General features: G+C 68.0%; 26 protein-coding genes and 4 pseudogenes. 8 read left to right on the top strand and 22 right to left on the bottom strand.

Annotation, left to right across the window (positions count from 1 at the left end; all coding sequences use genetic code 11):
- The first annotated feature begins 23 nt into the window (after positions 1 to 23).
- On the top strand, positions 24 to 959 hold the full coding sequence (locus tag MKK55_RS27030; protein WP_147726775.1) for a choline kinase family protein: 936 nt from the start codon (positions 24 to 26) through the stop codon (positions 957 to 959).
- A 66-nt stretch (positions 960 to 1,025) separates the two neighbouring features.
- On the opposite strand, the pseudogene MKK55_RS27025 reads toward MKK55_RS27030, so the two are convergent.
- The 6 genes and pseudogenes from MKK55_RS27025 to solA all read right to left on the bottom strand — a co-directional run.
- A pseudogene (locus MKK55_RS27025) lies at positions 1,026 to 1,340 on the bottom strand (amidase); the annotation flags it as partial.
- Positions 1,341 to 1,469: 129 nt separating this feature from the next.
- On the bottom strand, positions 1,470 to 2,234 hold the full coding sequence (locus MKK55_RS27020) for an amino acid ABC transporter ATP-binding protein (RefSeq protein WP_279596383.1): 765 nt from the start codon (positions 2,232 to 2,234) through the stop codon (positions 1,470 to 1,472).
- Between the two features lie 18 nt (positions 2,235 to 2,252).
- Positions 2,253 to 3,122 (bottom strand): amino acid ABC transporter permease, encoded by an 870-nt coding sequence (locus MKK55_RS27015; RefSeq protein ID WP_243938699.1) that lies wholly within the window; start codon positions 3,120 to 3,122, stop codon positions 2,253 to 2,255.
- Positions 3,119 to 3,868, bottom strand: a complete 750-nt coding sequence (locus MKK55_RS27010) for an amino acid ABC transporter permease (RefSeq protein ID WP_243938697.1) — start codon at positions 3,866 to 3,868, stop codon at positions 3,119 to 3,121. The genes MKK55_RS27015 and MKK55_RS27010 overlap by 4 nt, the downstream gene beginning before the upstream one ends.
- A 37-nt stretch (positions 3,869 to 3,905) precedes the next feature.
- A complete protein-coding gene (locus MKK55_RS27005; protein WP_243936792.1) occupies positions 3,906 to 4,739 on the bottom strand; it encodes a transporter substrate-binding domain-containing protein in 834 nt (277 codons plus the stop codon).
- A gap of 65 nt (positions 4,740 to 4,804) precedes the next feature.
- Positions 4,805 to 5,974: an N-methyl-L-tryptophan oxidase gene (solA, locus tag MKK55_RS27000; protein WP_243936793.1), complete on the bottom strand. Its 1,170-nt coding sequence runs from the start codon at positions 5,972 to 5,974 to the stop codon at positions 4,805 to 4,807.
- Between the two features lie 180 nt (positions 5,975 to 6,154).
- Between solA and MKK55_RS26995 the strand changes: the two genes are divergently transcribed.
- Positions 6,155 to 7,144, top strand: coding sequence for a GlxA family transcriptional regulator (locus MKK55_RS26995; protein ID WP_243938694.1), 990 nt, complete (start codon positions 6,155 to 6,157; stop codon positions 7,142 to 7,144).
- A 93-nt stretch (positions 7,145 to 7,237) separates the two neighbouring features.
- On the opposite strand, the gene MKK55_RS26990 is transcribed toward MKK55_RS26995, so the two are convergent.
- The 15 genes from MKK55_RS26990 to MKK55_RS26920 all read right to left on the bottom strand — a co-directional run bounded on the left by MKK55_RS26990 (position 7,238) and on the right by MKK55_RS26920 (position 20,492).
- Positions 7,238 to 7,522, bottom strand: a complete 285-nt coding sequence (locus MKK55_RS26990; protein WP_279596387.1) for a Rieske (2Fe-2S) protein — start codon at positions 7,520 to 7,522, stop codon at positions 7,238 to 7,240.
- A 95-nt stretch (positions 7,523 to 7,617) separates the two neighbouring features.
- The gene (locus tag MKK55_RS26985; RefSeq protein ID WP_147843111.1) at positions 7,618 to 8,418 is read right to left on the bottom strand and encodes an aldolase; all 801 of its coding nucleotides are present in this window, start codon (positions 8,416 to 8,418) and stop codon (positions 7,618 to 7,620) included.
- A gap of 103 nt (positions 8,419 to 8,521) precedes the next feature.
- Complete coding sequence (locus MKK55_RS26980) at positions 8,522 to 9,592, bottom strand: PLP-dependent cysteine synthase family protein (RefSeq protein WP_147726778.1); 1,071 nt, start codon at positions 9,590 to 9,592, stop codon at positions 8,522 to 8,524.
- Positions 9,589 to 11,130, bottom strand: a complete 1,542-nt coding sequence (locus tag MKK55_RS26975) for a class I adenylate-forming enzyme family protein (protein ID WP_147843120.1) — start codon at positions 11,128 to 11,130, stop codon at positions 9,589 to 9,591. The genes MKK55_RS26980 and MKK55_RS26975 overlap by 4 nt, the downstream gene beginning before the upstream one ends.
- On the bottom strand, positions 11,130 to 11,936 hold the full coding sequence (locus MKK55_RS26970) for a VOC family protein (protein WP_243938692.1): 807 nt from the start codon (positions 11,934 to 11,936) through the stop codon (positions 11,130 to 11,132). Before MKK55_RS26970 ends, MKK55_RS26975 begins: the two co-directional genes overlap by 1 nt.
- A 52-nt stretch (positions 11,937 to 11,988) precedes the next feature.
- Positions 11,989 to 12,408 carry a PaaI family thioesterase gene (locus tag MKK55_RS26965; protein ID WP_147726782.1) on the bottom strand — a complete coding sequence of 140 codons (420 nt, stop codon included), beginning with the start codon at positions 12,406 to 12,408 and terminating at the stop codon, positions 11,989 to 11,991.
- A 15-nt stretch (positions 12,409 to 12,423) separates the two neighbouring features.
- Positions 12,424 to 13,440, bottom strand: coding sequence for a zinc-binding dehydrogenase (locus MKK55_RS26960; RefSeq protein ID WP_243936802.1), 1,017 nt, complete (start codon positions 13,438 to 13,440; stop codon positions 12,424 to 12,426).
- 38 nt (positions 13,441 to 13,478) lie between these two features.
- A complete protein-coding gene (locus MKK55_RS26955; protein ID WP_243938690.1) occupies positions 13,479 to 14,543 on the bottom strand; it encodes an ABC transporter substrate-binding protein in 1,065 nt (354 codons plus the stop codon).
- On the bottom strand, positions 14,540 to 15,349 hold the full coding sequence (locus MKK55_RS26950) for an ABC transporter permease (protein ID WP_243938688.1): 810 nt from the start codon (positions 15,347 to 15,349) through the stop codon (positions 14,540 to 14,542). The genes MKK55_RS26955 and MKK55_RS26950 overlap by 4 nt, the downstream gene beginning before the upstream one ends.
- A 17-nt stretch (positions 15,350 to 15,366) precedes the next feature.
- Positions 15,367 to 16,137, bottom strand: coding sequence for an ABC transporter ATP-binding protein (locus tag MKK55_RS26945; protein WP_243938686.1), 771 nt, complete (start codon positions 16,135 to 16,137; stop codon positions 15,367 to 15,369).
- Entirely contained in the window at positions 16,134 to 16,898 is a 765-nt protein-coding gene (locus MKK55_RS26940) for a GntR family transcriptional regulator (RefSeq protein WP_279596382.1), read from the bottom strand. Before MKK55_RS26940 ends, MKK55_RS26945 begins: the two co-directional genes overlap by 4 nt.
- Positions 16,899 to 17,118: 220 nt before the next feature.
- Positions 17,119 to 18,066 carry a PDR/VanB family oxidoreductase gene (locus tag MKK55_RS26935; RefSeq protein WP_243936809.1) on the bottom strand — a complete coding sequence of 316 codons (948 nt, stop codon included), beginning with the start codon at positions 18,064 to 18,066 and terminating at the stop codon, positions 17,119 to 17,121.
- A gap of 3 nt (positions 18,067 to 18,069) precedes the next feature.
- On the bottom strand, positions 18,070 to 18,639 hold the full coding sequence (locus MKK55_RS26930) for an MOSC domain-containing protein (RefSeq protein ID WP_409566130.1): 570 nt from the start codon (positions 18,637 to 18,639) through the stop codon (positions 18,070 to 18,072).
- Positions 18,640 to 18,650: 11 nt separating this feature from the next.
- A complete protein-coding gene (locus MKK55_RS26925) occupies positions 18,651 to 19,034 on the bottom strand; it encodes a Rid family detoxifying hydrolase (RefSeq protein ID WP_243938681.1) in 384 nt (127 codons plus the stop codon).
- 129 nt (positions 19,035 to 19,163) lie between these two features.
- Positions 19,164 to 20,492: an MFS transporter gene (locus tag MKK55_RS26920; RefSeq protein WP_243938679.1), complete on the bottom strand. Its 1,329-nt coding sequence runs from the start codon at positions 20,490 to 20,492 to the stop codon at positions 19,164 to 19,166.
- A gap of 258 nt (positions 20,493 to 20,750) precedes the next feature.
- On the opposite strand from MKK55_RS26920, the gene MKK55_RS26915 reads away from it, so the two are divergent.
- Positions 20,751 to 21,359: a helix-turn-helix domain-containing protein gene (locus MKK55_RS26915; RefSeq protein ID WP_243947489.1), complete on the top strand. Its 609-nt coding sequence runs from the start codon at positions 20,751 to 20,753 to the stop codon at positions 21,357 to 21,359.
- Between the two features lie 504 nt (positions 21,360 to 21,863).
- On the opposite strand, the pseudogene MKK55_RS29160 reads toward MKK55_RS26915, so the two are convergent.
- Positions 21,864 to 22,207 (bottom strand): annotated as a pseudogene (locus tag MKK55_RS29160) (zincin-like metallopeptidase domain-containing protein).
- A 119-nt stretch (positions 22,208 to 22,326) separates the two neighbouring features.
- Between MKK55_RS29160 and MKK55_RS26905 the strand changes: the two are divergent.
- The 5 genes and pseudogenes from MKK55_RS26905 to MKK55_RS26885 all read left to right on the top strand — a co-directional run.
- Positions 22,327 to 23,229 (top strand): LysR family transcriptional regulator, encoded by a 903-nt coding sequence (locus MKK55_RS26905; protein WP_243938675.1) that lies wholly within the window; start codon positions 22,327 to 22,329, stop codon positions 23,227 to 23,229.
- A 103-nt stretch (positions 23,230 to 23,332) separates the two neighbouring features.
- Positions 23,333 to 24,448 (top strand): carbon-nitrogen hydrolase family protein, encoded by a 1,116-nt coding sequence (locus tag MKK55_RS26900; protein WP_243938673.1) that lies wholly within the window; start codon positions 23,333 to 23,335, stop codon positions 24,446 to 24,448.
- Positions 24,449 to 24,554: 106 nt separating this feature from the next.
- Complete coding sequence (locus MKK55_RS26895; RefSeq protein WP_243947495.1) at positions 24,555 to 24,851, top strand: DUF485 domain-containing protein; 297 nt, start codon at positions 24,555 to 24,557, stop codon at positions 24,849 to 24,851.
- A 12-nt stretch (positions 24,852 to 24,863) separates the two neighbouring features.
- A pseudogene (locus MKK55_RS26890) lies at positions 24,864 to 26,276 on the top strand (sodium:solute symporter family transporter); the annotation flags it as partial.
- Positions 26,268 to 26,406: pseudogene (locus MKK55_RS26885) on the top strand (IS5/IS1182 family transposase); the annotation flags it as partial. The pseudogenes MKK55_RS26890 and MKK55_RS26885, both read left to right, overlap by 9 nt.

Below are 26,406 nucleotides of genomic sequence, written 5' to 3'. Positions count from 1 at the left end.
GACGCCACGAGGGGAGGACGACGATGTGGAAGGCCCTGGGCGACGGGCTGAGCGCGGCCGAGCGCGATCTCGAGGCGATCCTCGCGCGTGTACCGCGCTGGCAAGGCGCCGCACTTCGCTATCGCCCGGTCTCCGGCGGGATCAGCAATGCGAACTGGCAGGTCTCGTCCGGCGCCGCGCAGGACTTCTTCGTGAAGGTGCCGGGGCGCGGGACCGAGATGTTCATCACCCGAACGGTGGCCGTCGAGGCGAGCCGGAAGGCCCATGCGAGCGGCGTCGGCGCCGAGGTGGTCGACTTCCTGCCCGACCCCGGCGTCGAGATCTTCGCCTTCCTCGAGGGCTTTCGCGCCACCTCGAACCTCGACTTCCTGCGGCCGGCCGTCCGCGGAAACACGGTGCGGGCGCTGAAGACCTTCAACGATTCCGGCCCCTTGAGCCTGACCAAGACCGTGTTCGATATGATCGACGAACACGTCGCGCAGGTCGCCGAGGTCGGTGGGCGCCAGCCCGAGGACGCCCCGTTCCTGATGCGGCGCTACGGCGAGGCGAAGGCGGCGCTTCTGGCGTCCGGCCTCGACCTCGTGCCGTGCATGAATGACACGCTCGCCGGCAACTTCCTCATCGACCAGCATGACCAGGTCATGCTGGTCGACTTCGAATACGCCTCGAACAACGAGCGCGCTTACGAACTCGCCCTGTGGTTCGACGAGATGGCGTTCTCGGACGGCGTCGAGCGCGAGATGATTGAAGTCTATTTCGGGCGCTGGGACCCGGTGATCGCCACGCGTATCCAGGTGCTGAAGGCGCTGGCCGACCTGAAGTGGTCGACCTGGGCGATGATCCAGGAAACGGTCTCGCTGCTCGATTTCGACTTCTACAAGTACGGCACTTGGAAGCTTATGCGCGCCCGCACCCTGTTCCACCATCCGGACTGGCTGCGCTGGCTGAAGCGTCTGTGATCGGCGCCCCGCACGGGGACTGGCGCCGTGCGGGGCGCCGGCGCAGTGGCCCCGTGGAGGTCCCGCTCAACCCTTGGCCGGCAAGGCACTCTTCGGCATCAGCATGTGCACGCCCTTGTTGCCGTCGACAGTCTGGGTGATGCGCAGGTTCCCGGCGAGCGAGCACAGCATGTAGGCCTGGTTGCGGGTCAGCCCGGTGCGGGCGCAGACGTGGCGCACCATCTCGCGCACCGTCTGCCGCATCGCCTCGTCGAGGCTCTCGTGCAGGCCGATCGTCATCAGCTCGGCGAACGGCCACTCGTAGCCGAGGTCCTTGCGGACGGTGAGTCGGAAGGTGCCGGTAAGCCCGGTCTCCAAGGCCGTGATGCAGACCTCGCCGTCATCGTACCCCGGCGGGTAGGCAGAGACGCCCTCGAAGCCCTCGTCCCGAGGCTCTCGGAGGGATGTCGACCGGGACCGCGCTCGCTTGGGCCAAGGGCGCAAGGGCACAAGCGCGGATTGCCCTACGGTTCAGAGAACCTGCGAGAGGAAGCGGCGGGTGCGCTCGTCCTGGGCGGACGCGAAGAACGTCGCCGGCGGCCCGTGCTCGACGATCACGCCACGGTCGGTGAAGTAGATGTGGTCCGCGACATCGCGCGCGAAGTTCATCTCGTGGGTCACGAGCAGGCAGGTCATGCCCTCCTCGGCCAGTTCGCGGATGGTGACCAGCACCTCCTTGACGGTCTCGGGATCGAGCGCGGCGGTGACCTCGTCGAACAGCATCACGTCGGGCCGCATCGCGAGCGACCGGGCGATCGCCACTCGCTGCTGCTGACCGCCCGAAAGTTCGCCCGGGTAGGCGTCCTCCTTGCCGGCGAGCCGGACCTTGGCCAGCAGCGCGCGGGCCCGGACTTCGACCTCGCGCTGGTCTTGGCCGAGGACGTGGATGGGGGCCATCATCACGTTGGCCAGCGCGGTCTTGTGGGGAAACAGGTTGTACTGCTGAAACACCATCCCGACCTTGCGGCGCAGGGCGAGCTTGTCGAGCTTCGGATCGGCGACCTCGATCCCCGCGACGCGGATCGTGCCCGCCGTCACGGGCACGAGCGCGTTAATGCACCGGATCAGCGTCGACTTGCCCGAACCCGACGGGCCGATGATGCAGACGACCTCGCCCTTGCGGACGTCGAAGCTGATTCCCTTCAGGACCTCGAACGTCCCGAACGCCTTGTGGACGTCCATCACCTGCACGATCGGCTGATCGGGCGTCCAGGTCGAAGGCGGGATACCGGCCATGGTCACTCGAGATCGGGTTCAGCGGGTTTCGAAGCGGCGTTCGAGGCGGGCGGTCAGCCGATCGATCGGATAGCAGTAGAGGAAGAAGCAGAGCAGGGCGAAGCCGTAGAGCGGCGCGAACAGCTCGGGCCTTCCCCCCTCGGCCGCATGCACCTGCGCGGTGAGCGTCAGCATTTCGGTGACGCCGACGATCGAGGCCTGCACGGTGGCCATCGCGATCAGGGCGTAGACGTTCATCCAGGGCGGCAGCATGCGCTTGGCGCATTGCGGCAGGATGATGCGCCACAGGATCTGCCGGCGGGTGAAGGCCAGGGACTCGGCGGCCTCCCACTGCGTCGTCGGCACGGAGCGCACCGCCCCGCGGACGATCTCCGCGACGTTGGCCATCACCGGCAGGCTGAACCCGAACGTCGCCTTGATCCAGTCCGGCAGCGGCACGCGCATGCCGAACACCGTGACCTGGAAGGGCACCAGGAACATGACGAAGAACAGCAGCACCAGCCACGGCACGTTGCGGAAGACCTGCGTCACCGTCCAGGCGGCGCGTGACAGGATCCGCCCCTCGGCGAGCATGGCGATGCCGAGCCCCGTACCGGCCACCGTCCCGAGCAACATTGCCATGAGCGAGATCGCGACGTTGAAGGCGAAGCCCGTGAGCAGCAGGGGCGCCCAACGGATGACCACCTCCAACGGAGAAGATACGGCGCCGCCCCCCTGCGCCCAGGCCGGGAGCACGACGGCGGCCAGGCCGCATAGCAGCCAGCCGTGGACCGGGCGCAGCCGGACCGCCGGGCCGTTGCGAGACAACGCAAAGGGCAGGAGGACCGCCAGATCGCCCGGCCGACCCGCGTCGCGCGCGGGCAGGGCGTCCTCGTGTAGGCCGCTCATCGGCCGTATCCCGGAATGCGCAGAGCCCGCTCCCAGCGGTGCATGATCCATACGAGCGCGCCGACGAGGACGGCGTAGGTCGCGAGCAGCACGAGCATCATCTCCAGCACGTTCTGTGACTCGGACCAGATCTGCTTGACGGCGTAGAGCGTCTCCGGGACCGCGATGGCATATGCCAGGGTCGTCGTCTTGAGGAGGTTGATCAGGTTGTTGTTCAGGGCCGGCAGGCAGACCCGGAGCGCCAGCGGCAGGACGACGTGACGGTAGGCCTTCAGCCGGGTGTAGCCGAGGGCCTCGGCGGCCTCGACGGTGGTCTTCGGCACCGCCTCGATGCCGGAGCGGAAGATCTCGACGTTGAACGCTCCGGCAAACAGCGACAGCGAGACGATCGCCCACTGCACGTTGTCGAGGATGGGCGCACGCAGCCCGTCCGCGGTCTGCGCCGCAGGCAGAAGCGTGCCGATGCCGAAGTAGAAGAAGAAGATTTGCACCAGCGGCGGCGTGTTGCGGAAGAGGACGACGAAGCCGTTGACGAGCCCGCGCAGCAGGCGGGACGGGCTGCTCTGGAGGAGTGCGCCGACCGCGCCGATCGCGAGGCTCGCCAGGATCGTGGTGACCCCGAGCATGAGCGTCGTCCGCAGGCCCCCGACGTAGCGATGCCAGTCGTAGGGGTCGTAGAAGATCGTGAAGTTGAGGCCCGTGGTCTCGTAGAGATGCTGGAACCAGGCCTGAATCGCGTCGATCATCGCGGCCGCCGCGGCCGGGCTTGCTGAGGGTGGAGCATCAGTTGGTCGCGTTCTTGTACTTCTCGTGCATCGCCTTCGAGTAGCTGGTCGGCTCGATGCCCCACTTCTTCTCTTCGTCGATGATGAGGCCGGACTTCATCCAGTCCTTGGTGGTCGCCTCCATCATCGTCTGGAGCGAGGTGTTGCCGGGGGCGACGGCCATCATCCACGGCGCATCCAGAATGCCCGTCAAGGGGAGGGCGTAGGCCGCCTTCCAGTCTTCGTCGAGGAGCTTACCCTGCAGCATGCTCTGGTCGTAGAGGTAGCCGAGGCAGTTGCCCTGCTTGAGCGCGAAGAGCGGCTTCTCGGAGCCGTCGAAGGCGACGATCTCCGCGCCGTAAGTGCGCGCCACGTCCTTGTTGTACCAGGCACCGGAGGTCGCGCAGAGCGGCTTGCCCTTCAGCTGCGCCCAATCCGTAATGCCTGCAGTCTTGGGCAGCATCACGTTGACGAAGTCCGAGTAGTATTGCGGGTCGATGGCCTGGATCACGCGGCGGCGTTCCGGCTTGTCGGAAAGCGTGGCGATCAGCAGGTCGACCTTGCCCTGCTGCAGGAACTCGATCCGATTGGCCGAGACCACCGGCACCAGTTCGAGCTTCACCCCGAGGCGCTTGGCGACGTCGGCGGCCAGGTCCGGCTCGAGTCCGATGATCGCGCCGCTCGGATCGCGGAAGCCGAAGGGCTTGTAGTCGGCCTTGACGCCGACAATCAGCGTCCCGCGCTGCTTGATCGCTTCGATCCCATCGGCGGCGGCGGCTCCGCCGAGGGGCACGAAGACCGAGGTGGCGGCCAGCGCGCCGGCAGTCATGAGGGCGCGGATCGTCTGTTGCATCGGATCGGTCCTGGTCAGGCGGTGTGGTTTCGCGTCAAGCAATCGACGAGCCATCGTCAGGCCTATCATTGGAATCGCGCGAGCGCGAAGGGCGCGAGATCAATCGGGCTACCGCCGCCGGTCATTTCCTCGGCCACGGCCTCACCGATGCCGGCCGAATGCTTGAACCCGTGGCCGGAGCAAGCGGAGACCACGAGCACCCGGTCCATCTCCGGGTGGCGGTCGATGATGAAGCCGCGGTCGGGCGTCACGGTGTAGACGCAAGCAGCGGATCGGACGACCTCCGCAGTCGCGCCGGCGAGGCGCCCCTTTACGCGCAGCCGATACATCGCTTCCGCCTCACCCGGATCGACGGCGCGCTCGACCGCATCGGCGGTGGTGGCCGTGTCATACTGCTCGGTCGCGACCTTGATCGAACGGACGCCTGGCATCGGCGGGAAGCCGTAAAGGTAGTCGGTGTCACCGGTACCGTACATCCAGATGAAGACCGGAGCCCGGGGTCCGTAGGCCGAGACATCGTCGACGGCGTACCAGTGCAGGAGCTGGCGCCGGACCGTGAGCAGCCTGTCGAACGGGCGGCCGAGGAGCGGAGCGGTCCACGCGCCGGCGCTGACGACGGCGCGGTCCGCGAGGATGCTGCCGTCGGCCGTCTTGACATGCACGCCGGCCGCGTCCTGGCGCAGGGCCAGGACTTCGCACCCCGTCCGGATCTCGGCGCCCCGTTCGCCCGCGCGCCGCAACTGCACGGCAACGCATCGCTCGGGGAAGACGTAGCCGCCGCCGGGCTCGTAATAGGCCTTCTCGTCGCCGGCGAGGTTCAGGAATAGCGGAAAGCGACGGGCGACAGCCGCACCGTCGAGCACCTCGTGCGCGATCCCGAACCTGCGTGCCGCACTTACCGAGCGGCCGACGAAATCCGGCTTGCCGTGGTGAGAAGAGACGCCGTCGCCGGGAGCCATGACGAGGGCGCCGCAGGCGTTCAGGAGGGGCTCCCCGGTCTCCGCCTCGAGCTCGCGCCAGATGCGATGGGAGGCGATGACGAAGGGGACGTAGTCGCTCCCCTCGCCGACGGCCTGGCGGGTGATCCGCGTCTCGCCGTGGCTCGACCCGAGGGTATGGGGCGGTGCGAAGCGATCGAGGCCGATCACGGAGGCGCCCCTTCGCGCCAATTGATAGAGGGCCGCGCTTCCCATCGCGCCGAGGCCCAGCACGGCGACGTCGACCCGTCCGGCCATCAGGCGGCTTCCTGCTGCGGGAACCCGCAACGGCGCGCAGCCCGTGTCGGAGACGGATGCAGCGTGGGGACGACGGAACCGGGCATTTGGCGTGCGTCCCTCGGCGAAAACGGCGAATGGTGGCCAGCATGATCGACCTTCGCCGTTGCGCTTGTCGTCAAGAGACGGTTTTTTGTGCCTATGGGACAGGGTGCGCAGAAAACGGCGGGTTTGGGAGTCGCGGCGTCGGGGGACCGTACCCAGGAAATCGGCTTCCTTCTGCTTCCCGGCTTCGCGCTTCTGTCGTTCGCCTCAGCATGCGAACCGTTCCGGGCCGCCAATCAACTCGCCGGCCGCGACCTCTACCGGCTGCGCTACTTCGGAGAGACGGGAGAGGGCTGGATCGCATCCTCCTCCGGGGCGGAAGTGCCGACGGAGGGGCTGCCCCGCGAGCACGGGCGTCTCCATACCGTCTTCGTCTGCGCCGGCGGAGAACCGACCGCGTGGGACCGACCCGTCATCCACGCCGTGCTGCGGCGTCTGGCCCGGTTCGGCGTGCGCATCGGAGGGATCTCCGGCGGCCCTTACGTGATGGCCGCAGCCGGGCTCCTTTCGGATCGTCCCTTCACAGTCCACTGGGAATATGCCGGCGCTACGGTCGAAGCGTTCCCGACTTCGCGCCTCGCGCACGCACGTTATGTCACCGATCCGGACCGTCTCACCTGCGGCGGCGGCGTCGCCCCCCTGGACATGATCCATACCCTGATCGCCGGGCGCATGGGCGAGGCGTTCGCGCGGCGCGTCTCGGACTGGTTTCTTCACACGGCAATCGGCGCCGCGGCCGATCCGCAGCGAGCGTCCACGGCCGAGCGCTACGCGGTCCATCACCCCGCCCTGCTGACCGTCCTCGAGACCATGGAGACGACCGTCGAGGCACCGCTCAGCCGGCGCGCGATGGCCGGTCTCGCCGCACTCAGCGAGCGCCATCTCGATCGGTTGGTCCGGGAGAAGTGCGGCCTCAGCTTCTCGGCGCAGTACAAGGCGATCCGCCTCGCCCACGCCCGGCGTCTGCTTCGCCAGAGCCCGCTCAGGATCGGCGAAATCGCGACGGCTTGCGGGTTTTCGAGTATCGCCCACTTCTCCCGCAGCTATCGAACCAGCTTCGGCTGCGCGCCGTCCGCAGAGCGTTAGGCATCGCGCGAAGCATGTGCGGTTCGAACGGGACACGGCGACCTGCTCCAGGCCGCGCAGGAAGTGCTTCACCCGGGTCTAGTCCATAGTGGTTCAGAGACCATCATTCGCTCGGATCACGCGGTAAAGGCGAAGCGCACGGAAGGACCAGCCCGGCGAGACCGCTCCTGATGCGAGGTCGAAGGAGGCTAGGTGCCTCGGACAATGGATCCGGCCCGCCGCGCAGCGTCCGAGCGACAAGTCGGCGCCTTCGTGAGGGCAGGCCCGCTCCGCCGCGACGAGCCTTTCGCCGTCCCGCATGAGGATCAGATGTCGCCCTCTCACCAGGATCGGTATCGGTGCGGCCTCATCGCTAAGGTGGAGAGGACCGAGGTGCATCCGCACGGGCCGTTCCGGGTCAGCCACCGAGGTAGGCGTCGCGAACATGCGGATTGGCGATCAGGTCGCCCGTTCCGTCGTTTACGTCCGTCGCCTCAATCCCGGTATGCCGGCTCCTCGCGATCCAGGGTCCTTCGGATCGCGGCAAGGTGCAGACGGGCAGATTCGGGATCGCCGGCGCGCATCTGGCGGTACGCAGCTTCGGCGATCGCGGGTTCCACGGGGAGGACTTGCCGCCCGGTGGAGAGGGCCAGGGTCTGCACCTCGGCCGCCCGTTCGAGATAGTAGAGGTCGTCCCAGACCTCGGCGATGGTGGGTCCCAAGACCATCACCCCGTGATGCTTCATGAAGACGATGTCGGCCTCGCCCACGGCGTCGGCGATGCGGTCGCCCTCTCGGGTGTCGAGAGCGAGCCCGTTGTAGTGGCGGTCGACCGCGGTGCGGCCGTAGAACTTGAGCGCGGTCTGGCCGGCGAAGATCAGCGGCTCGCCCTCCGTCATCGAGAGGGCGGTGGCGTAGGGCATATGCGTGTGGAAGGCGACGCGCGCCCGCGGGATGCGAGCGTGGATCCGGGCGTGGATGAAGAACGCCGTCGCCTCGGGCTGCCCCTCGCCCGCGACGACGGTGCCGTGGAGGTCGCAGACCAGGAGCTTGGACGCGGTCATCTCCGAGAAGGCGTAGCCGTAGGGATTGACGAGGAAGAGATCGTCGTAACCCGGCACCAGGGCGGAGAAATGGTTGCAGATGCCCTCCTCGAGCCCATGACGGGCCGCCATGCGGAAGCAGGCGGCCAGGTCGGCCCTGGCCTCGCGGATCTCGGGGCGGTCAAGATCGGGCTGGTTCGCCCCGTGGCCCGCGACGGGACCGTTGGTGCCAGAAGACAGTGCGTGGGCCATTGCGTCGTCTCCATTCGGGTTCGCCGGCGCGTGGTGGATCGGGGGAACCCGGCAGCGTGGCGTTTCGGGGCGTCGACTGTAGGCTGCGGGGCAGGCGGCACCGTCATGCCAGGGTCCCGAACAAGGCGGCCAGGCGCGTCTCGGCTTCCGTCAGATCGATACCCCGGGCGGCGAGCCAGCCGTCGTCGTAGAGCGTCGAGCGATAGCGCTCCCCGGAATCGCAGAGCAAAGTGACGACCGATCCGGTTTCGCCGCGCGCGCGCATCTCCTCGACGAGATGCAGGCAAGCCCAAACGTTCGTGCCCGTTGAGCCGCCGCAGGGTCGGCCGAGGCGGGCACTCGTCATCCGGGCCGCGGCGATGCTGGCCGCGTCGGGCACCGCGATCATGCGGTCGATCAGGTCAGGGATGAAGGACGGCTCGACCCGCGCCCGGCCGACGCCCTCGATGACGCTGCCGCAGGCGGGAACGCCCTGGACCGTCCGGTCGGCGTGATGGCGGTGAAACACCGAGCCGTCCGGGTCCGCGACGCACAGGCGCGTCGGGTAGGTGCGGTAGCGGATGTACCGGCCGAGGGTCGCGGACGTACCGCCGGTGCCGGCGCCGCAGACGATCCAGGCCGGGACCGGGGCGTCCTCCAGGGCCATCTGCGCGAAGATCGATTCGGCGATGTTGTTGTTTCCGCGCCAGTCCGTCGCCCGTTCGGCGAAGGTGAACTGGTCCATGTAATGGCCGCCGATCTCGCCGGCGAGCGATTGGGCAGCGTCGCTGACGTTCCCGCCGTCGATGAGGTGTGGTTCTCCGCCGTGGAAGGCGATCGTGGCGACCTTCTCGGCCGAGGTCGAGCGCGGCATTACCGCGAAGAAGCGCAGCCCGAGCAGACGTGCGAAATACGCTTCCGAGATGGCCGTCGAGCCGCTGGAGGACTCGACGATCGTCGTCTCGGGGCCGATCCAGCCGTTGCACAGGGCGTAGAGGAACAGCGAGCGGGCGAGGCGGTGCTTCAGGCTGCCGGTGGGATGGCTCGACTCGTCCTTGAGATAGAGCTCGATCCCGGGGGCGTGCGGAAGGGGCAGCCGGATCAGGTGCGTGTCCGCCGAGCGGTTGATGTCGGCCTCGATCCGCCGGATCGCCTGGGAGACCCAGGGTCGGTCCCTATCGGTCGGACGGCTCATGAGCCGGTCGCATCAGAGCCGCGCAGATCCGCCTTGCGCAGATCCGCCTCGGCCTGCGAGAGGAGCGCCTTGCGGTCGATCTTGCCCGTCGCGGCGAGGGGCATACCCTGGAGGAACCAGACCCGGCGCGGGTGCTGGTAGGCTGGGGCGTGGGCGAGCACGTGGCTCTTGACCTCCGCCTCGGTGACGGCCGCGCCCGGGCGGCGCACCACGAAGGCGACGGGCTTCGTCCCCTTGATCGCGTCCTCCACCGGCACGACGCAGGCCTGGAGCACGTCCGGATGCGTCTCGATCACCGTCTCGACCTCCCCGGGGAAGATGTTTTCGCCGCCCGAGACGAACATGTCGTCGGCACGGCCGACGAAGAAGTAGAATCCGTCCGCATCGCGGCGGAACACGTCGCCGGTGTCGTAGTAGCCGTCGGACGTGATCGGGGAAGGGGTGTCCGGGCGGTGGTGGTAGCCGAGCATGATCGCCGGACTCTTCAACTGCAGCACGCCGAGGTCCGGCGCCTCCGGCCCGACCAGGCGGACGGGCACCTGGGGATGCGGGTGGCCGACCGAGCCGACCGGGATGGGAAGGCCCGAGGGATGGCCGGAAAAGACGATCGGACCGCCCTCGGTCGTGCCGTAGGCGTTGATGATCCGGGCGTTCGGAAGCAGCGTCCGGGTCTGGTCCATGAGGGTCTCGTTCACCGGCGCAGAGCCCATGCGCAGGGTGCGGACCCCCGAGAGGTCGGCTTCGGCCAGGGCGCCCGCCTCGCGCAGCATCATCGCGATCATCGGCGGCACGGCGGTGAGCCAGGTGCAGCCGTATCGCCCGACCGCCGCGATGTAGCGCTTCGCGTCGAATTGCGGGAGCAGCACCGCGCTCGATCCCGAGGCGCAGACCAGGAGCGCAAGGGCCAGCGCGTTCATGTGGTAGAGCGGCGCGGCGATGAGCAGGCGCTCAGCGCGGAGGTCCGCCTCCGCCATCCGCGTGCGCACCACCCAGAGGTGGGCGGCATGGCCCAACATCACCCCCTTGGGCCGCCCCGTCGACCCCGAGGTATAGAGGCAGAGCGCCGCCTCGTCGGCCCACGGCCGAACAGCCTCGAACGCGCCGGGGTCGAGCCAGGATGCCAGCCCATCCGGACCGTCGCGGTCGAAGACGGCGATGGGGACGGCACCCGCGAAGGCCGCGTGCCGGGCGGCGTCGCAGACGACGAGGCGGGCGCCGCAATCGGCGATCACCCACGCCACCGTCGACGCGGGAAACTTGTGATTTACCGGTGTGGGCACGATCCCGGCCCGCATGGCTCCAAGGACGAGGGCGACAGTCTCGGGCCGGTTCGCCGCGAGGATCGCGATCCGGTCGCCGCGCGCGAGTCCCCCGCGCAGGAGACCGCGGGCGAACGCGTCGGCCATCGCGTCGAGGCCGGCGCGGGTCATCACGGTCTCGCGCGCCTCGCCGTCGAACCCGATGAAGACCGGCCGGTCCGGATCGCCGGAGCGGTCGACGAGGGCGCCGAGGTTGTCGATCGCGTCGGCGCGGCTCATCATGAACTCCGGCAGGTCACGAGAAGGTCGAGGGCGGCGAGCGTCAGGGTTGCGCGGGCGGCGTCGTGGCGAAGCCACAGGGCCCCCGGCAGGGCACGGGCCCGGCGCTCGATCTCCTCCAGGGTATCGAAGCGCAACCCCAGTTCGAAGAAGCGCGGCGCGCCGCCGGCGACGACGTGGAGGTGGAAGTCCCCGAGCCGGATGGACCACCCGTCGGCATCGGGCTGCGCGAGCGCGTTGCAGGCGGCCGCGTAGCGGACGGCCTCCGCCTCGGGATCGCGGCTCGTGACGACGACCCGATCGATCCAGTTGAAGCCGTTGGGGTGGGCGAACCATTCCGGTCGCCAGACGAGGTCCGGCGTCAGGTGCTCGCAATGGTAGATCCGGCCCGCCGGGAAGAGGTGGGCGGGAAACCGAACGGTGCGGAAGCGCGCCTCTTCGGTCCGCCCGGCGACGGTCACCGGGCGGGAGAACGTCGCCGGCGTCTCGACAGGCAGCCCGGTCCGGCTCAGCCGCGCGAAGCTCGCGTCCGCATCGCCGCTGGCGATGACGAGGCCGTTCAGGCCGAAGGGCGAGTCGAGTACGTCGCGGCGCTGGAGCCCGGTTTCCGGCACACCGACCAGCTCGAGATACGGCCCCCGCGTCATCATCAGGTGGTTGATCGATCCGAGCGAGTGATGCCCGCGCGGCGTCAGCCGGAAGCCGAGCGCCGTGAAGGTCTCCGCGGCGGCGTCCATGTCGCGCATCGCGTTGACGACGACATGGTCCAGTCCGTCATAGGCGGATCGGCTCGCGGGGCGGCTCATGCCGTCCGCCCCCTAGAAAGCGCGATCCCTTCGCCGGCGCCGGTCGGCACGATCACTTCGCCGGTGCCGTCATGTAGACGCCGCGCCCGCTGGCTAGCAGGCGGCCCTCGGCGTCGAGGATCTGCGCCTCGGCGACCGAGATCTGGCCGCCGAACTTCACGACCTTGCCAAGGCAGCGCAGGTTCCCCTGCATCGCCGCCCGATGGTAGTCGACGCGCAGGTCCACCGTCGGCACGCCGCGTCCGGTCTTCGACACCAGCGCCCAGTCGGCCGTGAGGTCGACCAGCGTCGCAAGGATGCCGCCGTGCGTGTAGCCCTTCTCGGCGTTGACGACCCATTCCGGACGCCACGTGGCCGCGAGTTCGATCGTGCCCTCGCCGACGGCCACGACGCCGAGGCCGAGCCACTGGTGGAACGGCCCGCGCAGAAGCAGCGCCTCGACCTGTTCCTTGGTGAGTGAGGTGTCCGACATGCTGTTGATCCGGTCCTAGGGAGCGACGACGATCTTGCCCATGACCTCGCGGTCCTGGATCATGCGAAGGCCCTCGGCGGCCTCTTCGAGGGAGAGCACCTTGTCGACGACCGGCTTGAGCGTGCCGGCCTGGATCATGTCCATCAACGCCGAGAGGTCGTCGTCGTAGAAGCTGTTGGACCCGACGATCTTGAGTTCGAAGCTCCAGACGTAGCGGAGATCCTCCTTCGGATCGTGGCCGGCGGTGGCGCCGCAGACCAGCAGGGTCCCGCCTCGCTTCAGGCACTTCAGCGACGGCACCCAGGTGTCGCCGCCGGTGAAGTTGATGACCACGTCCACGCCGCCCTCGTAGGTGCGACGCTGGGGCTTGCCGTAGGTCTGGATCGCCCATTTCGAGAAGTCGGTCTCGCGGTAGTTGACGACGTGGTCGGCGCCGAGTTCGGTCAGGCGCGCCATCTTGTCGGCGCTGCCGGCGCAGGCGATCACTTCGGCGCCGAGTTGCTTGGCCAGCATCACGCATCCGGTGCCGACGCCGCCGCTGGCGCCGAGGATCAGGACCCGGTCGCCCGCCTTGACCGTCTTGTGGGTGATCAGCATCCGGTGCGCGGTGCCGTAGGCCACCGGCAGGGACGCCGCGTCGGCGTAGCTCACGTCCGGGGGCATCGCGATCAGTTGGTCGGCGGAGACGCGGCAGTATTCAGCCATGCCGCCGTCCATCATCTCGCCCATCAGGCCCTTGGCCTTGTTGAGCGGGTTGACGAGGACGCGGTCGCCCGCCTTCCAGTTCGCGACGCCCTCGCCGAGTTCGACAACCTGCCCGGCCATGTCCAGGCCGATCACCACCGGAAACGGTACTTTGATGCCGGGCATGCCCTTCACGGTGAAGACGTCGTGGTAGTTGAACGACGAGGCGCCGACCCGGATCACGACTTCGCCGGGGCCGGCCTTCGGCTTCGGGTGGTCGTGGACGACGGCGAGGTCGCTGATCTCGCCATGCTGGCGAAGCACGAGGGCCTTCATCGTCTCGGACATGCTGTCTCCTCCGGTTGATCGTTGAATGGCGCGGGCGGTCACCGGATCGCCTTCGACGCCTCGTAGGGGCCGGTCACCAGCGCGGCGTCGGGCAGGTCGCCCTTGACGACGCCGACGGCCTTGAACACCGCGAACTCGTTCTTCAGGGAGGCGACGTCGGCCGGCTCCATGCTGACGGTGTAGATGTGATCCCAGAGGGCGGCGTAGGCCTTCGCGTCGGCTTCGCCGAGGTTGGCCGCCGCCATGAGCGCCTGTGCAACCGCGGCCTTGTCACCCTTGCCGAACTCGTAGGCCTTGCGCATGGCGGCGACGACCTTGGCGGCCCCCGCGGGGTTGGCCTTGAGCCAGTCGTTGCGCATCAGCCCGACGCCGAGGACGGGCGGCGCGTCCTGCTTGGTGATCGCCTTCCACTCGGCGCGGAAGGAGCCGAGCTTGCGCAGCTTGGCATCGGGCAGCAGGGCCAGGGTGACCGTGCGCAGGGCGGCCGCGTCGATGTCCTTCTGCGCCAGGAATTGCGCCAGCCGCGGATCGTTGCCCGGCACGCTTTCGTAGTCCGAGGGCTTGATGCCGTAATTCGTCTCCAGGATCGCGGAGGTGATCGCCGCGGTGGCGCTGCCCGAGGGCGAGGTCCCGATCTTCTTGCCCTTCAGGTCGGCCATCGTCCGGATCGGCGAGGCTTCCGGGACGACGAAGTCGAGGTCGGCCACCTGGGTCGCCAGCACGATGCTGAAGGGGAGGCCGTCGGAGGCGACGCTGAAGGACGTTCCCGCGCTGGCAGCGATGGCGAAATCGATCGCGCCCGCGGCCATGGCCTTGGTCGGCGCGTTCACATCCGGGAACTTGAGGTACTCGACGGTGAGCCCCTCCTTCTCCATGAACTTGCCGGCTTCGAGGACGGCCCCGAAGCCGAGGCTCACCCCGGAACTCCAGTAGCCGATCCGCACGGTCTCGGCGCGTGCGGGGCATGGTGCGGCGGCAAGGCTCGCGAGGGCTGCGGCGACCAGGCCGACGCGTTTCATCACGGTCATCGAGGCACGTCTCCAAAGGTCGTGGTCGTCGCGGTCGAAGGCACCGAGGGGGCGGTGGCGAAGGGCGATGGTCATGTCTGCGCGGTCCGCTTCCAGGCGAAGAGACGCCGCTCCAGGGGCTTCAGCACGAGGGATTCAAGCCCGATCATCAGCGTGACTAGGGTGAGCGTCCACGCGAAGACCTGATCGGTCTGGACGAGGTCGGCGGCCTGCCGCAGGCGGTAGCCGATGCCGCTGCTGGCCCCGAGGGACTCGGCCACCAGGCTGACGCGTGCGCCGAACCCGAAGGCGAGGCGTGCGCCCGAGAAGAACGACGGCAGGATCGTCGGGAGATAGACCTTGAAGAGCACTTTCCACCGCGGCATGCGGAAGGTGCGCGCGAGTTCGAGGTAGTCGGCGTTCACCGTCCGCGTGCCCTGCCAGACGTTGGTCAGGATCAGCGGCATCGCGGTCATGAACACCACGAAGATCGTGGTCCAGTTCGACAGCCCGAACCAGATCAGCGCGAAGATCGCCCAGATGGTCGAGGAAACCGTGTTCACAACCGTCAGGACCGGTTCGAAGAACGCGCCCAGCGCCCGGCTCGCACCGAGCAGCAGTCCGAGCGGAAGCCCGACCAAAGCGGCCAGCGCGAAGCCGGATGCGACGCGGCCGAAGGTGATGCCGAGGTCGGTGGCAAAGCTCTTCGAGGCGACGAGCGCGCACCACGCGCCCCAGACTCGGGCGGGGCTCGGCAGGACAAAGCTCGGCGCGTGCAGTGATGCCGCCTGCCAGGCGGCCAGCCCGAGAGCGATCAGGCCGAAGCGCATCGCGACGAGGCGCAGGCGACGCAATCTGGTCGCGGCGCGGCGCGTCGCGCGGAGGGATGGCGGCGTGCGCAAGGGTGGGGGCGTCCGCTCTAGCATGACGCGGGACTCAAGCCTGCGAGGGCGAGGCGCAGGCCGCGCACCGCCTCGGCGACGTCCGGCGCCAGCGGGTTGCGCGGATAGGGCAGATCGATCGCACGCGCCTCGCCGACGCGCCCGGGACGCGGATGCAAGACGACGACGTGGTCGGCGAGGACGATCGCCTCCTCGACGTCGTGGGTGACGAAGATCAGCGTCATCTTCCGCAGGCTCGCGATGCGCAGGACCTCGGCATGCATCTGCGCCCGGATCGACGGGTCGAGCTTGGAGAACGGCTCGTCCATCAGGAGGATCGCCGGCTCGGTTACGAGGCTGCGCGCGAGGGCGACGCGGCTGCGCATGCCGCCGGACAACTCGTGCGGATAGACGTCCTCAAAGCCGGCGAGCCCGACGAGGGCCAACGTCTCGCAGGCGCGCCGGCGCCGCTCCGTCGCGGGAAGGCTCTCAGCCTCGAGCCCGAACGCGACGTTCTGGGCCGCCGTGCGCCAGGGCAGCAGCCGATCCTCCTGGAACATGTAGGTCATCGAGTGCCAGTTCCGGAATTCGGCGGACGGCACATCGTCGAGAAGCACGGTTCCGCTGTCGGGCGGGATCAGTCCGGCGATGATGTTCAGGAGGGTACTCTTGCCGCATCCTGAGGCTCCGAGCAGCGCGACGATCGCCCTCGCCGGCACCTCGATGTCGATGTTCTGCAGAACATGGAGTGGCTCGCCCTCGCGCCGGTCGAACCATTTGTTCACGCCCCTGATTGAAACGACGCTCATGCGGAGCCGTCGCCGCTCTGGAGCGCCGCATCGATCGGCACGAGGGCGGCGGTATCACGAAGGCTCTGGACGACCTTTTGCATCGTCATCTCGCGGAACGTCTCGACGTGACGGCGCGCCACATCTTCTGCTCCGTCGGCATCGCCGGCGACTAGGCATTCGATCATCAGGCTGTGGTCATTCTCGATGTTCGGCCGGACGCCCTGCACGCCGAACCCCAGCGCAACGAGCCGGGTCATCTCGTCGAGGAGGCCCGACAGCGTCCGGCACAGGCGCTGGTTACCGGCCGAGACCGCGATCGCCATGTGGAAGCTGCGGTTGGCTTCGAGGAAGAAGTCGATCTGGTTGCCGACGTCGGTCACGGCACGGTCGCGGCAGGCCCGCTCCAGCCGTTCGAGCTGGGCCCGGTTTACGCGGCCGGCTGCCCCCCGCGCGGCCAGCGGCTCCAGGACAACGCGGAGCGCGAAAACCTCGTCGACATCCCTCACGGTGACGGGGGCCGCCCGGTAGCCCTGCCGCGGCATCGAAGCGACGAAGCCCTCCTGGATCAGCCGTTGCAGCGCAATCCGGCAACTCGCCTTGCCGAGTTCGTAACGCTCCATCACTTCGGCCTCGGTGAAGCGCATGCCCGGCAGGATCCGGCACGAGACGATCGCGCGGCGCAGAACGTCGTAGGCTTGGTTCCCGCGCAGGGTCGCCGGGGGCACCGTCAGGACGTCCGGTTGGCGCGGGAAGGCTCCGTCCTGAGACTTGCGCGGCATCTTCACCACCTCACGGCAGCCTCGTGATCAGCCCACGAGACCCAGCCAACGTAGCTAGGCTTTCAGGGAGGCGCCAACAAAATTGATGAGCAGCAGTAGTTTAGCATAAAATATCCCCTTGCCGCCCATATCGTGAGCAGCTTACGACTGCTTCGTGACCTATTCTTGGAATTTTCCCCTCGACCGTCACGCGAACGCCCGTCGATCCATCGCGGGCCCGTCAAAGGTCCAGAGTCACGCCGACGCGGGCGCGCGAGACACACGGGGTCATCCGATCCTGGCGTTTCCCGATCGGGAGCACCGCATCGCGGTGGATCACCGTGCCGTCGCGGTAGCCGCATTCGCAGGCGCCGCAGACACCGAGTTCGCACGAGGAGGGTAGGGAGAAACCGTGTTCGCGCAGCACATCGAGGAGCGAACGGTCCGCCGGCACGTGGAGTACAGCGCCGGTGGAGGCGATCCGCGCGCCGAATGGTTCCGGCTTGAAGTTTTCGTCTGAGACGGCGGCGAAGTGCTCGACATGGACTTGCTCGGGCGGCCAGCCATTTGCGGCGAGCGCCGCCTGCACGGCCTCAGTAAGGCGGCGAGGACCGCAAGCGTAGACATGGGTGTTCGCGTCGGGGCCGCGCAGGAGCGCCGGATCGAAGCGCCGGCCTTCCTCGGAAAACCAGTCGTGCAGGCGCGGCCCGCAGACAGTTCGCAGGTCTGCCAGAAGCGGCGCATGAATCATGGAGCGCGCGCAAAGATGGAGCTCAAAATCGGCACCGTGAGCCGACAGCGTGCGTGCCATGGCGAGGAGCGGCGTCGCGCCGATGCCGCCCGCCACCAGGACATGCCGCTGTGCGCCCGTCGCCAGGGGAAAATTGTTGCGCGGCGCCGAGACGTCCGCAACAGCCCCGGGCGCGAGGTTGCCGTGCACCCAGGCCGAGCCGCCGCGCCCCGGCGTCTCGTGCTTGACCGCGATCTCGTAGCGGCCGCGATCGGCCGGGTCGCCGCACAGCGAGTATTGGCGCACGCGCCCGTCGGGGAGACGCAGGTCGACGTGGGCGCCCGCCGTCCAGGCCGGGAGTTCCGGCCGGCGCGGATGAACCAGGGTGAGGTGCAACACGTCCGGCGTAGTCGCGACGGCCGCCGCGACCTGCAGCTTCATGACGAGGCGCGCGTTCACGGCCTAGTCCAGCATTTCGATGGGATCGCCGGGGCGCAGGACGCCGCCGCGCTCGACCCCGCAATTGAGCCCGGAGCGGTTGTAGAGCGGCAGGTAGACCGGCAGGCCGAGCAACTCCTCCAGATACTTGCACGGGAAGTTCAGCCGCCCGCCGCGCAGAATCACCTCACCCACCCGGAAGCGACGGCCGACGAGGTGATTGAGCGGCACCCCGCGCACGGTCAGATTCCGACGGTGGTCGATGGGCGCGATCTGTAGCGGCCCGGCTTGCAGCGGCGGGTCATTGCGGTTGATCGCGTCCAGCGCTTCCTGCTCGATCAGCGTCACCTCACGGGTGTCGGGCTTGGGCGAGTAGGTGCCGGAGCCGAGATAGTAGCGGTCGCCCTCGATGCCGCGGCCAGCGACGCACCGCGCCTCGGCGAGTTCCTCCATCTCGTAGCTTGCCGCCGAGGCGATGTGGATGGCGAGCAGCGTGCCCCGCCAGCCGACCGCGCCGCCGGGCACGCCGACGGCGATCGAACCGGCTGGATGGGCGAAGGCCTCGACCATGCGCGGGGGTGACAAATTGGTCATTCGACGTCCTCCTACCGTGTCGCGAGGGCGATCGCCTCGATCTCGACCAGTGCGTCGCGCGGCAGTCGGGCGACCTCGATCGTGGAGCGGGCCGGGGCGTCGCCCGGGAAATGCTCTGCATAGACCGCGTTCATCGCGGCGAAGTCGTTCATGTCCTTCAGGAACACGGTCGTCTTGGCGATCGTGGCGAGGCTCGCGCCGCCGGCTTCGAGGACCGCCGCGAGGTTGGCGAGCGAACACCGGGTCTGAGCTTCGACGCCCTCGGGGAACGCACCCGTCTCGCGGTCGATCGGAAGCTGGCCGGAGACGAAGACGAGATCGCCAACCCGGGTCGCTTGGGCGTAGGGACCGGCCGCGGGCGCAGCCTTGTCCGTCTTGATGATCGTCCTGTCCATTCGTCCTCCACGAGGCCGGCTCCGGCGCCAGCCGTCATCCATGATCCTGGAATAAAATCCACCGATTTGGAAGCCCTTGGCGGACCGGAGAACCCTCGGCGCCGCGGTGATCCGCTGCGGTGGATCCGTCTAATCAATCTGACAGCGCGCCGTCTCGGGCGCCGAGAGCGCCGCCAGCAGCGTCACGCAGGCCAGCACGATCAGGTAGATTGAGATCGGCCAGGTCGCGCCCGAGGCCCAGGTTAGCAGGGCCGCCGCGATGAGCGGCGTGAAGCCGCCGCTGAGCGCCGCCCCGACCTGGAAGCCGAGGGAGGCGCCGCTGTAGCGCAACCGGGCGTCGAACAGTTCCGACATCCAGGCGGCCCCCGTCCCGAACATGATGCCTTGGCCGAAGCTCAGGGCGACCGCGATCGTGAGGGTGATGATCGTCGGGTCGCGGGTGTCGAGGAGCTGGAACAGCGGGAAAGCGAAGACGATGGAGAACACGCAGGCGGCCACGAACAGTGGTCGCCGTCCGAAGCGGTCCGAGAGCCATCCGAACGCCGGGATCGTGAAGAGCTCGATAATGGCGGCGATCAGGATTCCGTTGAGGACGACGCCGCGGGGCAGGCCGAGCTTTCCCGTCACGTACGAGATCGAGAATACGGTGACGACGCTGACGTAGGCGATCTCCGACACCTTCAGGCCGACGGCCTTCAAGAAGGTTCGAGGATGCTCCGTCAGGATTTCCATGACTGGGATCTTGGCGAACGCGGCCTGCTGCTTCACGCGCTTGAACGAGGGCGTCTCGTGCAGCCGGAGCCGGATGAAGAGGCCCACGAACACCAAGAACGCGCTCGCCAGGAACGGGAGGCGCCAGCCCCAGGCCAGGAACTCCGCCTCGGGCATGAGGCCCGCCAGCGCGAACGCCCCGATCGAAAGGATGACGCCGAGCGGGTAGCCGAGCTGGACGATGCTCCCGAAAAAGCCGCGCCGCTCGGTAGGCACGCTCTCCACCACCATCAGGACCGCGCCGCCCCATTCGCCGCCGATGCCGATGCCCTGGACGAGGCGAAGCGTGACGAGGAGGATCGGAGCCCAGAGTCCGATCTGCGCATAGGTTGGCAGGCAGCCGATCAGGAACGTGCCGAGCCCCATGATGATGATCGTTAGGGACAGCATGGCCTTGCGGCCGATCTTGTCGCCGAAATGGCCGAAGACGATCCCGCCGAGGGGGCGGGCGAGGAAGCCCACCGCGTAGGATCCGAAAGCGGCGATCGTGCCGACCACTGGGTCGACGCTCGGGAAGAAGAGCTTGTTGAACACCAGCGCGCTCGCTGTGCCGTAGATCAGGAAGTCGTACCACTCGACCGTGGTGCCGATCACGCTCGACCAGACGATCTGTCGTCGGTCCGCGAGGGACACGTCGCTCCGGTCGGGGCCGAGGCTGGCCTCCGTCGCTGTCGCCGCACTGGCCATCGCAAAGCCTCCATCGTATTGGAGATATTTCCAGTCTAGTGGAGGCAAGCGACGTGCCAGATGTTGCAGCGCCGATCGGTCGACGGAACCATGCGGCCCCGGACATCGGTGCCCCTCAAATCTCGCCGCTCGACAGCGGCAGCTTCCTACGGGTGCGGTCGAGTGCAAAAGTCGAGGCGATGATCTAGTCAGCGGTCAAAAGGTGTCCGTACGTCCGGTCCGTCGAGGTTATCGGGCTGATGGGGAGCAGGAGACGGCATGTCGGTGAGGGAGACGGTCGCCCCGGCGCAGATCGCGGCGGAGACGGGTTCTCAAATGCACGTCTCGGAGGAGATCCGCCGCCGCCGCCGGGAACTCGACCTGTCGCTGGAGGCGCTCGCGGCGCGATCGGGCGTCAGCCGCTCAATGATCTCCAAGATCGAGCGCGCCGAGGCGGTGCCGTCCACCGTGGTGCTCTCGCGTCTGGCCGAAGCGCTGGGCGTCACCTTCTCGCGCCTGATGGCGCCTGCGACCGATCTCGAGGTGCTGCTCATCCCCGCGCGCCGTCAGCCGGTCCTGCGGGACGAGGAATCCGGCTTCCTGCGGCGCTGCCTGTCGCCGGTCCTGCCGGGGCGGGGCATCGATTTGGTGCTCAACACGCTTCCGCCCGGTGCCGGCACAGGCGAGTTCACCGCTCACCGCCGCGGCGTCTCGGAATACATCTACGTCCTCCGGGGCCGCCTCCGCGCGGTGATCGGCACCCGCACCGTCATTGCCGAGGCCGGCGACAGCCTGTACTTTGAGGCCGATGCCGGACACGCGTTCAGCAATGTTGGAACCGAAGCCTGCGAGTATATTCTGGTGATCGATCCTTCCCGTGTCCGATAGGGTTGACCGGAACGGTTAGACTTTCGGCGCTCGTCTGAATCGGTTCTACGCCCCTAATGTTTCGACGCCGGCGCCGTGACTGCCCGAATTCATGGATTCGAACCGAGCGCCGCCGAGGCGCCTAACTTGTACAGGCCAACCACACCTTACAGAGGCCTGAAACGCCCTATCGCCGCCGCATCGTCCATCCGGTCGAGCGCGATGAGCGCGGTCACGTACGCATCGAGCCGGCCTCGCCATGCACGTGACCGGCGTCGTGCCGCCGCCGGCCGGGTCTTTGCCGGTGGGGGCGGGGTGGAGCGCATCAAGGACGCGGCAGGAAAAGGAGGCGTCGGGCTCATGCTCCGCGCGCCTGCTCGATGCCCGCGGTGGTCATGCGCATGCGCGTCCGGGGCGGTGCGGCCTCTGGTAAGGGGCTGTCATGGTACTCCCCTCATCCTGTATCGCCGGTGCCTCCCGACCGACCAGCTGCAGCGCGGCGAGGTAGTCCGCGGCGCGCGAGCCCTAGGCGGCGGCCGTGGCCAGCGCCCGATGGTCGGCGCGCAGCAGCGGCGCCCAGAAGGCACGATAGGCTGCGTGGTCCGGGTGGGGCGTGCGCGCAAGCCCGAGGTCGGCCAGGACGAAGGCGGCGCCGAGCTCGGCCACCAGCTCCTCGGCAGCGTAGGCGCGGCCGCCGAACCGACCGGTGAGGTCGCGGTCGAGGCGGTGCGGGGCGCCGGTCCAGTGCACGAGTCATGGGCCAGAGTGCCGGCGTAGCCGGTGGGCGTCAAGAAGGCGGCGTGGGGCGGCAGGTGGATCGTGTCAGTGACCGGCACGTAGCAGGCCCGGGTACCGCCCTCGTGGATCACCGCGCCGGTGGTGGCAACAAAGGCGTCGACCCGACCCAACGTGGTCGGGCACGGCCCTGAGCCAGCGCCTTCCGCGGCTTAAGGGAACGAGCTACGCTCCGACCGGCTAAGGGAACGGCATGTTCGATTGGAATGACTTAACCTTCTTCCTGGAACTCGCCCGACACGGCCGGCTCATGCCAGCTGCGCGCCGCCTCAAGGTCGACCATACGACGGTGAGCCGCCGCATCGCCGAGTTGGAGCGCAACCTGGATTCTCGCCTGTTCAACCGTAATTCGGACGGCTTCGCGTTGACCGAGGCCGGCCACAAGCTGTTCGTGATCGCCGAGGCCATCGAGCAGAAGATGGTCTCGGTCCCGGAAGCGCTCGGGCTACAGGACATCGCCCAGCCGATCGGACGTGTCCGTGTCGCGAGCATGGAGGGCATCGCCGCGTTCTATCTCGCGGCCAAGTTCATCGAGCTCGCAGCAGCGGTACCGGACGTCGTCGTCGAGCTCGTAACCGAGCGGCACCTCATCAACCTGACCAAGCGGGAGGCCGACATCTCGGTGTCGTTCGTGCCGCCACAAGGTCAGCGACTCCGTATCAAGAAAGTCGGCGAATTCCGCCTGGCCCTGTTCTCATCGGAGCGTTACCTGCTCGGCCGCGGCCGCGGCCGCCCGGCGACGCGCGCAGAGCTCCAGGACCACGACTTCGTCGACTACGTCGACGATCTGGTCGCCATCAGCCCGGTCCACTGGCTGTTGGAAGTCCTGACACCCTCGAACGTCGTCTTCCGCTCCACCAGCATGGCCGCCCAGCAGACGGCCGTCGCGGCAGGCGCGGGCATCTGCCTGCTGCCGCTGTTCTCGGCCAAGACCAACCCGGCGCTGGTGCCCGTGCTTCCGGACGAGGTGGTGGTGCGCCGCGACCTCTACCTCGGTGTGCACGAAGACATCGAATGCGTCGGCCGGGTTCGTGCGGTCACCCGCTTCCTCACCGACCTGTTCACCGATGAGGCAGCCTATCTGAACGAATTTTGAGCATAGGGCGGCATCACCGCACCGCGCGTTGCGTATTTCCGGCCTTCGCCGGACGGCGGGTCTCTGTTGAAACGGCGGTATCCCTGGAATTGGAGCCGCACGAATGCCCGCCGAATACCCGCAGTTAAAGGCCGCCGCCTGTCACGTCGCGCCGGTCTACCTCGACAGCGCCGGCTCGGCCGAGAAGGCCGTGGCGCTGATCGGCGAAGCGGCTCGCGCGGGTGCGGACCTCATCGTCTTCCCCGAGGGGTACATGCCGGGCTTTCCCCTCTGGGTCGCCCTGCGCGCGCCGATCCACAACCATGACCTTTTCAAGCGACTGGCCGCCCAATCCGTCCGTCTCGACGGGGTGGAGATCGGCGCGGTGCGTGCCGCCGCCCGGCGACACGGCGTCGTCGTCTCCCTCGGGTTCAGCGAGAGCACCGAGGCCAGCGTCGGCTGCCTCTGGAATTCGAACGTGTTGATCGGGCGCGACGGCGCCATCCTCAACCATCACCGCAAGCTGGTCCCGACATTCTACGAGAAGCTCGTCTGGGCGAACGGCGACGCCCGCGGCTTGCGCGTGACTCAGACCGAGATCGGACGGGTGGGCATGCTGATCTGCGGCGAGAACACGAACTCCTTGGCCCGCTACGCCCTGATGGCCCAGGGCGAGCAGGTCCACATCTCGACCTACCCGCCGGCGTGGCCGACCCGCCGGCCGGGCGAGAGCGCGGCCTACGATCTGAAGCGGGCCATCGAGATCCGCGCCGGGGCCCACGCCTTCGAAGCCAAAGTCTTCAATATCGTCTGCTCCGCCGTCCTCGACGAGGCTGCGACATCGGTCCTGTGTGACGGCGACGCCGCCCTGGCCGACATCGTCGAGCGGACGCCTGCGGGGGTCTCCATGGTCCTGGACCCGACGGGATCGCATGTCGTCGAGCCGCATCAGGGGGCCGAGACCATCGTCTATGCCGACATCGACGTCGCGGCCTGCGTGGAGCCCAAGCAGTTCCACGACGTGGTCGGCTACTACAACCGTTTCGACATCTTCCAGGTCAAGGTCGATCGGACGCCGCGCGAGCCAATCAGCTTCGAGGCCGCAGCCGCACCTCCGGCGGCGCAAGGTGCCGACCGCGGAGGCGGCGACCCGGGCACCTTCGGTCCGGTGCTCGCATGGTCGGGGCATGAAGGCGGCGACCAAGCCGCGGCGCCTCCGCTGCGGCGCCACGGCAATTGAGGCGTCTCGACGCGGCCGGCTCCCACGGCAAGGCTGCGTGATTTCCGAAGACCTGAGTTCAGAAGCTCTTCCTCTCGAACCAAACGCCAGCGGACGGAAATTCAGCATGCTTTCGCGCGATAGCGATCCCATCTCCCAGCACGATCACAGAATTCTAGATCTCTCGAGAAGGAGAGCGCGGGTCGCCACGGCGCTGAGCGTCGTGATGATCGTGATGTACTTCGCGTTCATGGGGATGTTCGCCTTCGCGAAGCCGACGCTCGGCACGATCCTCGTCCCAGGTCTCTCCCTCTGCATCCTGCTCGGGGCCGGCGTCATCGTCGGCTCCTTCGCGCTCTGCCTCGCCTACGTCGTCTGGGCGAACCGCTTCTATGACCCGGCCGTGCGCCGCATCACGAACTGAGGGGCGGGTCCGATGCAAGCCGTGAACAATCCACTCGCCGTCACCTTCTTCTTCGTCTTCATGGCGCTGACGCTCGGCATCACCTACTGGGCCGCAAGGCGGACGCGGACGACCGAGCAGTTCTTCGCCGCCGACGGGCAGATCACGGCCTGGCAGAACGGCTGGGCGCTGGCCGGCGACTTCCTGAGTGCCGCGGCTCTGCTGGGCATCGCCGGCATCATCACCTCGAACGGCTTCGACGGGCTGATCTACTCCATCGGCTTTCTGGTCGGCTGGCCGATCATCTCGTTCCTCATCATCGAGCCCCTGCGCAATCTCGGCAAGTTCACCTTCGCCGACGTGGTCGCCTACCGCCTGCGTCAGCGGCCGGTGCGGACGGCCGCGGCCATCGGAACGCTGACCGTCATCCTGCTCTACCTGATCGCCCAGATGGTCGCGACGGGCTCGCTGATCAAACTCCTGTTCGGGCTTCCCTACAACGCCTCGGTCGTCGTGGTTGGGACGGCGATGCTCGTCTACGTGCTGTTCGGCGGCATGCTGGCGACGACCTGGGTGCAGGTCATCAAGGCCGTGCTGCTGTCCATCGGCGGCCTGATCCTGGCGCTTCTGGTGCTGGCGCACTTTGACATGAACCCGCTGCACCTCTTCGCGGCCGCAGCCGAGAAGTACGGCGACCGCGTGCTCCAGCCGGGCACCAAGGTCGCCGGCAGCGGCTGGGACGCGATCTCGCTGGGCGTCGGACTGATGTTCGGAACCGCCGCACTGCCCCACGTCCTGATGCGAGCGTTCACAGTGCCGGACGTGAAAGAGGCCCGGATGTCGATCCTCTATGCCACCGGCATCATCGGTTCGTTCCACCTCCTCGTTTTCGTGATCGGCTTCGGGGCGATGGTCCTTGTCGGTCCCGAAGTCGTGTCCAAGGCGGGGGGCGGCGGCAACATGGCCGCGCCTCTCCTGGCCCTGACGGTCGGCGGCCCCGGCTTCTTCGGTTTCATCTGTGCCGTGGCCTTCGCGACGATGCTCGCCGTCGTCGCCGGACTGACCCTGTCCGGGGTGGCGACGGTCTGCCACGACCTCTGGGTCAACGTGGTTCGCCAGGGGCATTCCTCCGAGCGCGAGCAACTCAAGGTCGCTCGGATCGCGACGGTGGCCATCGCCGCGCTGGCGGTGTTCCTGGGCATCGTCTTCGAGGGCCAGAACGTCGCGTTCATGGCCGGGCTCGCCTTCGCCGTCGCGGCCTCAGCGAACTTCCCCGCGCTGCTTCTGTCCATCACTTGGAAGCGGTTCACGACCCCTGCAGCTGTTGCCAGCATCCTGGTCGGGACATTCTCTTCCCTCCTGATGATCTGGCTGTCGCCCACGGTTCAAGTGGACGTGCTCGAAAAGACCTTGTTTGACGTCTCGCGCGCGTGGTGGACCTTCCCGTTCATCGCCAAGGCCTTCGCCGATGCAGGCTATGCCGGCGACAGGCCCGCGACCGCAACGATCATCACCGTCGACATCGTGCGCAAACCCAAGGATCAGGTCGGCTTTGCCGTGCGCCCGCGCAGATGGG

It is taken from the genome of Methylobacterium sp. J-059 (assembly GCF_022829485.1).
Lineage (GTDB): Bacteria > Pseudomonadota > Alphaproteobacteria > Rhizobiales > Beijerinckiaceae > Methylobacterium.
Note: the sequence above shows the minus strand (reverse complement) of the source record. Positions and strands in the feature narration are given on the sequence as shown.

Coding starts and splice junctions, on each gene's coding strand:
- MKK55_RS26985 (WP_147843111.1), bottom strand. CDS start 8,418: ATGGCCCACGCACTGTCTTCTGGCACCAACGGTCCCGTCGCGGGCCAC.
- MKK55_RS26970 (WP_243938692.1), bottom strand. CDS start 11,936: ATGAGCCGCCCCGCGAGCCGATCCGCCTATGACGGACTGGACCATGTC.
- MKK55_RS27030 (WP_147726775.1), top strand. CDS start 24: ATGTGGAAGGCCCTGGGCGACGGGCTGAGCGCGGCCGAGCGCGATCTC.
- MKK55_RS26995 (WP_243938694.1), top strand. CDS start 6,155: ATGGGACAGGGTGCGCAGAAAACGGCGGGTTTGGGAGTCGCGGCGTCG.
- MKK55_RS27005 (WP_243936792.1), bottom strand. CDS start 4,739: ATGCAACAGACGATCCGCGCCCTCATGACTGCCGGCGCGCTGGCCGCC.
- MKK55_RS26925 (WP_243938681.1), bottom strand. CDS start 19,034: ATGGACAGGACGATCATCAAGACGGACAAGGCTGCGCCCGCGGCCGGT.
- MKK55_RS26955 (WP_243938690.1), bottom strand. CDS start 14,543: ATGACCATCGCCCTTCGCCACCGCCCCCTCGGTGCCTTCGACCGCGAC.
- MKK55_RS26965 (WP_147726782.1), bottom strand. CDS start 12,408: ATGTCGGACACCTCACTCACCAAGGAACAGGTCGAGGCGCTGCTTCTG.
- MKK55_RS26915 (WP_243947489.1), top strand. CDS start 20,751: ATGTCGGTGAGGGAGACGGTCGCCCCGGCGCAGATCGCGGCGGAGACG.
- MKK55_RS26980 (WP_147726778.1), bottom strand. CDS start 9,592: ATGAGCCGTCCGACCGATAGGGACCGACCCTGGGTCTCCCAGGCGATC.
- MKK55_RS27015 (WP_243938699.1), bottom strand. CDS start 3,122: ATGAGCGGCCTACACGAGGACGCCCTGCCCGCGCGCGACGCGGGTCGG.
- MKK55_RS26905 (WP_243938675.1), top strand. CDS start 22,327: ATGTTCGATTGGAATGACTTAACCTTCTTCCTGGAACTCGCCCGACAC.
- solA (WP_243936793.1), bottom strand. CDS start 5,974: ATGGCCGGACGGGTCGACGTCGCCGTGCTGGGCCTCGGCGCGATGGGA.
- MKK55_RS26990 (WP_279596387.1), bottom strand. CDS start 7,522: ATGCACCTCGGTCCTCTCCACCTTAGCGATGAGGCCGCACCGATACCG.
- MKK55_RS26930 (WP_409566130.1), bottom strand. CDS start 18,639: ATGACCAATTTGTCACCCCCGCGCATGGTCGAGGCCTTCGCCCATCCA.
- MKK55_RS26895 (WP_243947495.1), top strand. CDS start 24,555: ATGCTTTCGCGCGATAGCGATCCCATCTCCCAGCACGATCACAGAATT.
- MKK55_RS26960 (WP_243936802.1), bottom strand. CDS start 13,440: ATGTCCGAGACGATGAAGGCCCTCGTGCTTCGCCAGCATGGCGAGATC.
- MKK55_RS26920 (WP_243938679.1), bottom strand. CDS start 20,492: ATGGCCAGTGCGGCGACAGCGACGGAGGCCAGCCTCGGCCCCGACCGG.
- MKK55_RS26900 (WP_243938673.1), top strand. CDS start 23,333: ATGCCCGCCGAATACCCGCAGTTAAAGGCCGCCGCCTGTCACGTCGCG.
- MKK55_RS26975 (WP_147843120.1), bottom strand. CDS start 11,130: ATGAGCCGCGCCGACGCGATCGACAACCTCGGCGCCCTCGTCGACCGC.
- MKK55_RS27010 (WP_243938697.1), bottom strand. CDS start 3,868: ATGATCGACGCGATTCAGGCCTGGTTCCAGCATCTCTACGAGACCACG.
- MKK55_RS26945 (WP_243938686.1), bottom strand. CDS start 16,137: ATGAGCGTCGTTTCAATCAGGGGCGTGAACAAATGGTTCGACCGGCGC.
- MKK55_RS26940 (WP_279596382.1), bottom strand. CDS start 16,898: ATGCCGCGCAAGTCTCAGGACGGAGCCTTCCCGCGCCAACCGGACGTC.
- MKK55_RS27020 (WP_279596383.1), bottom strand. CDS start 2,234: ATGGCCGGTATCCCGCCTTCGACCTGGACGCCCGATCAGCCGATCGTG.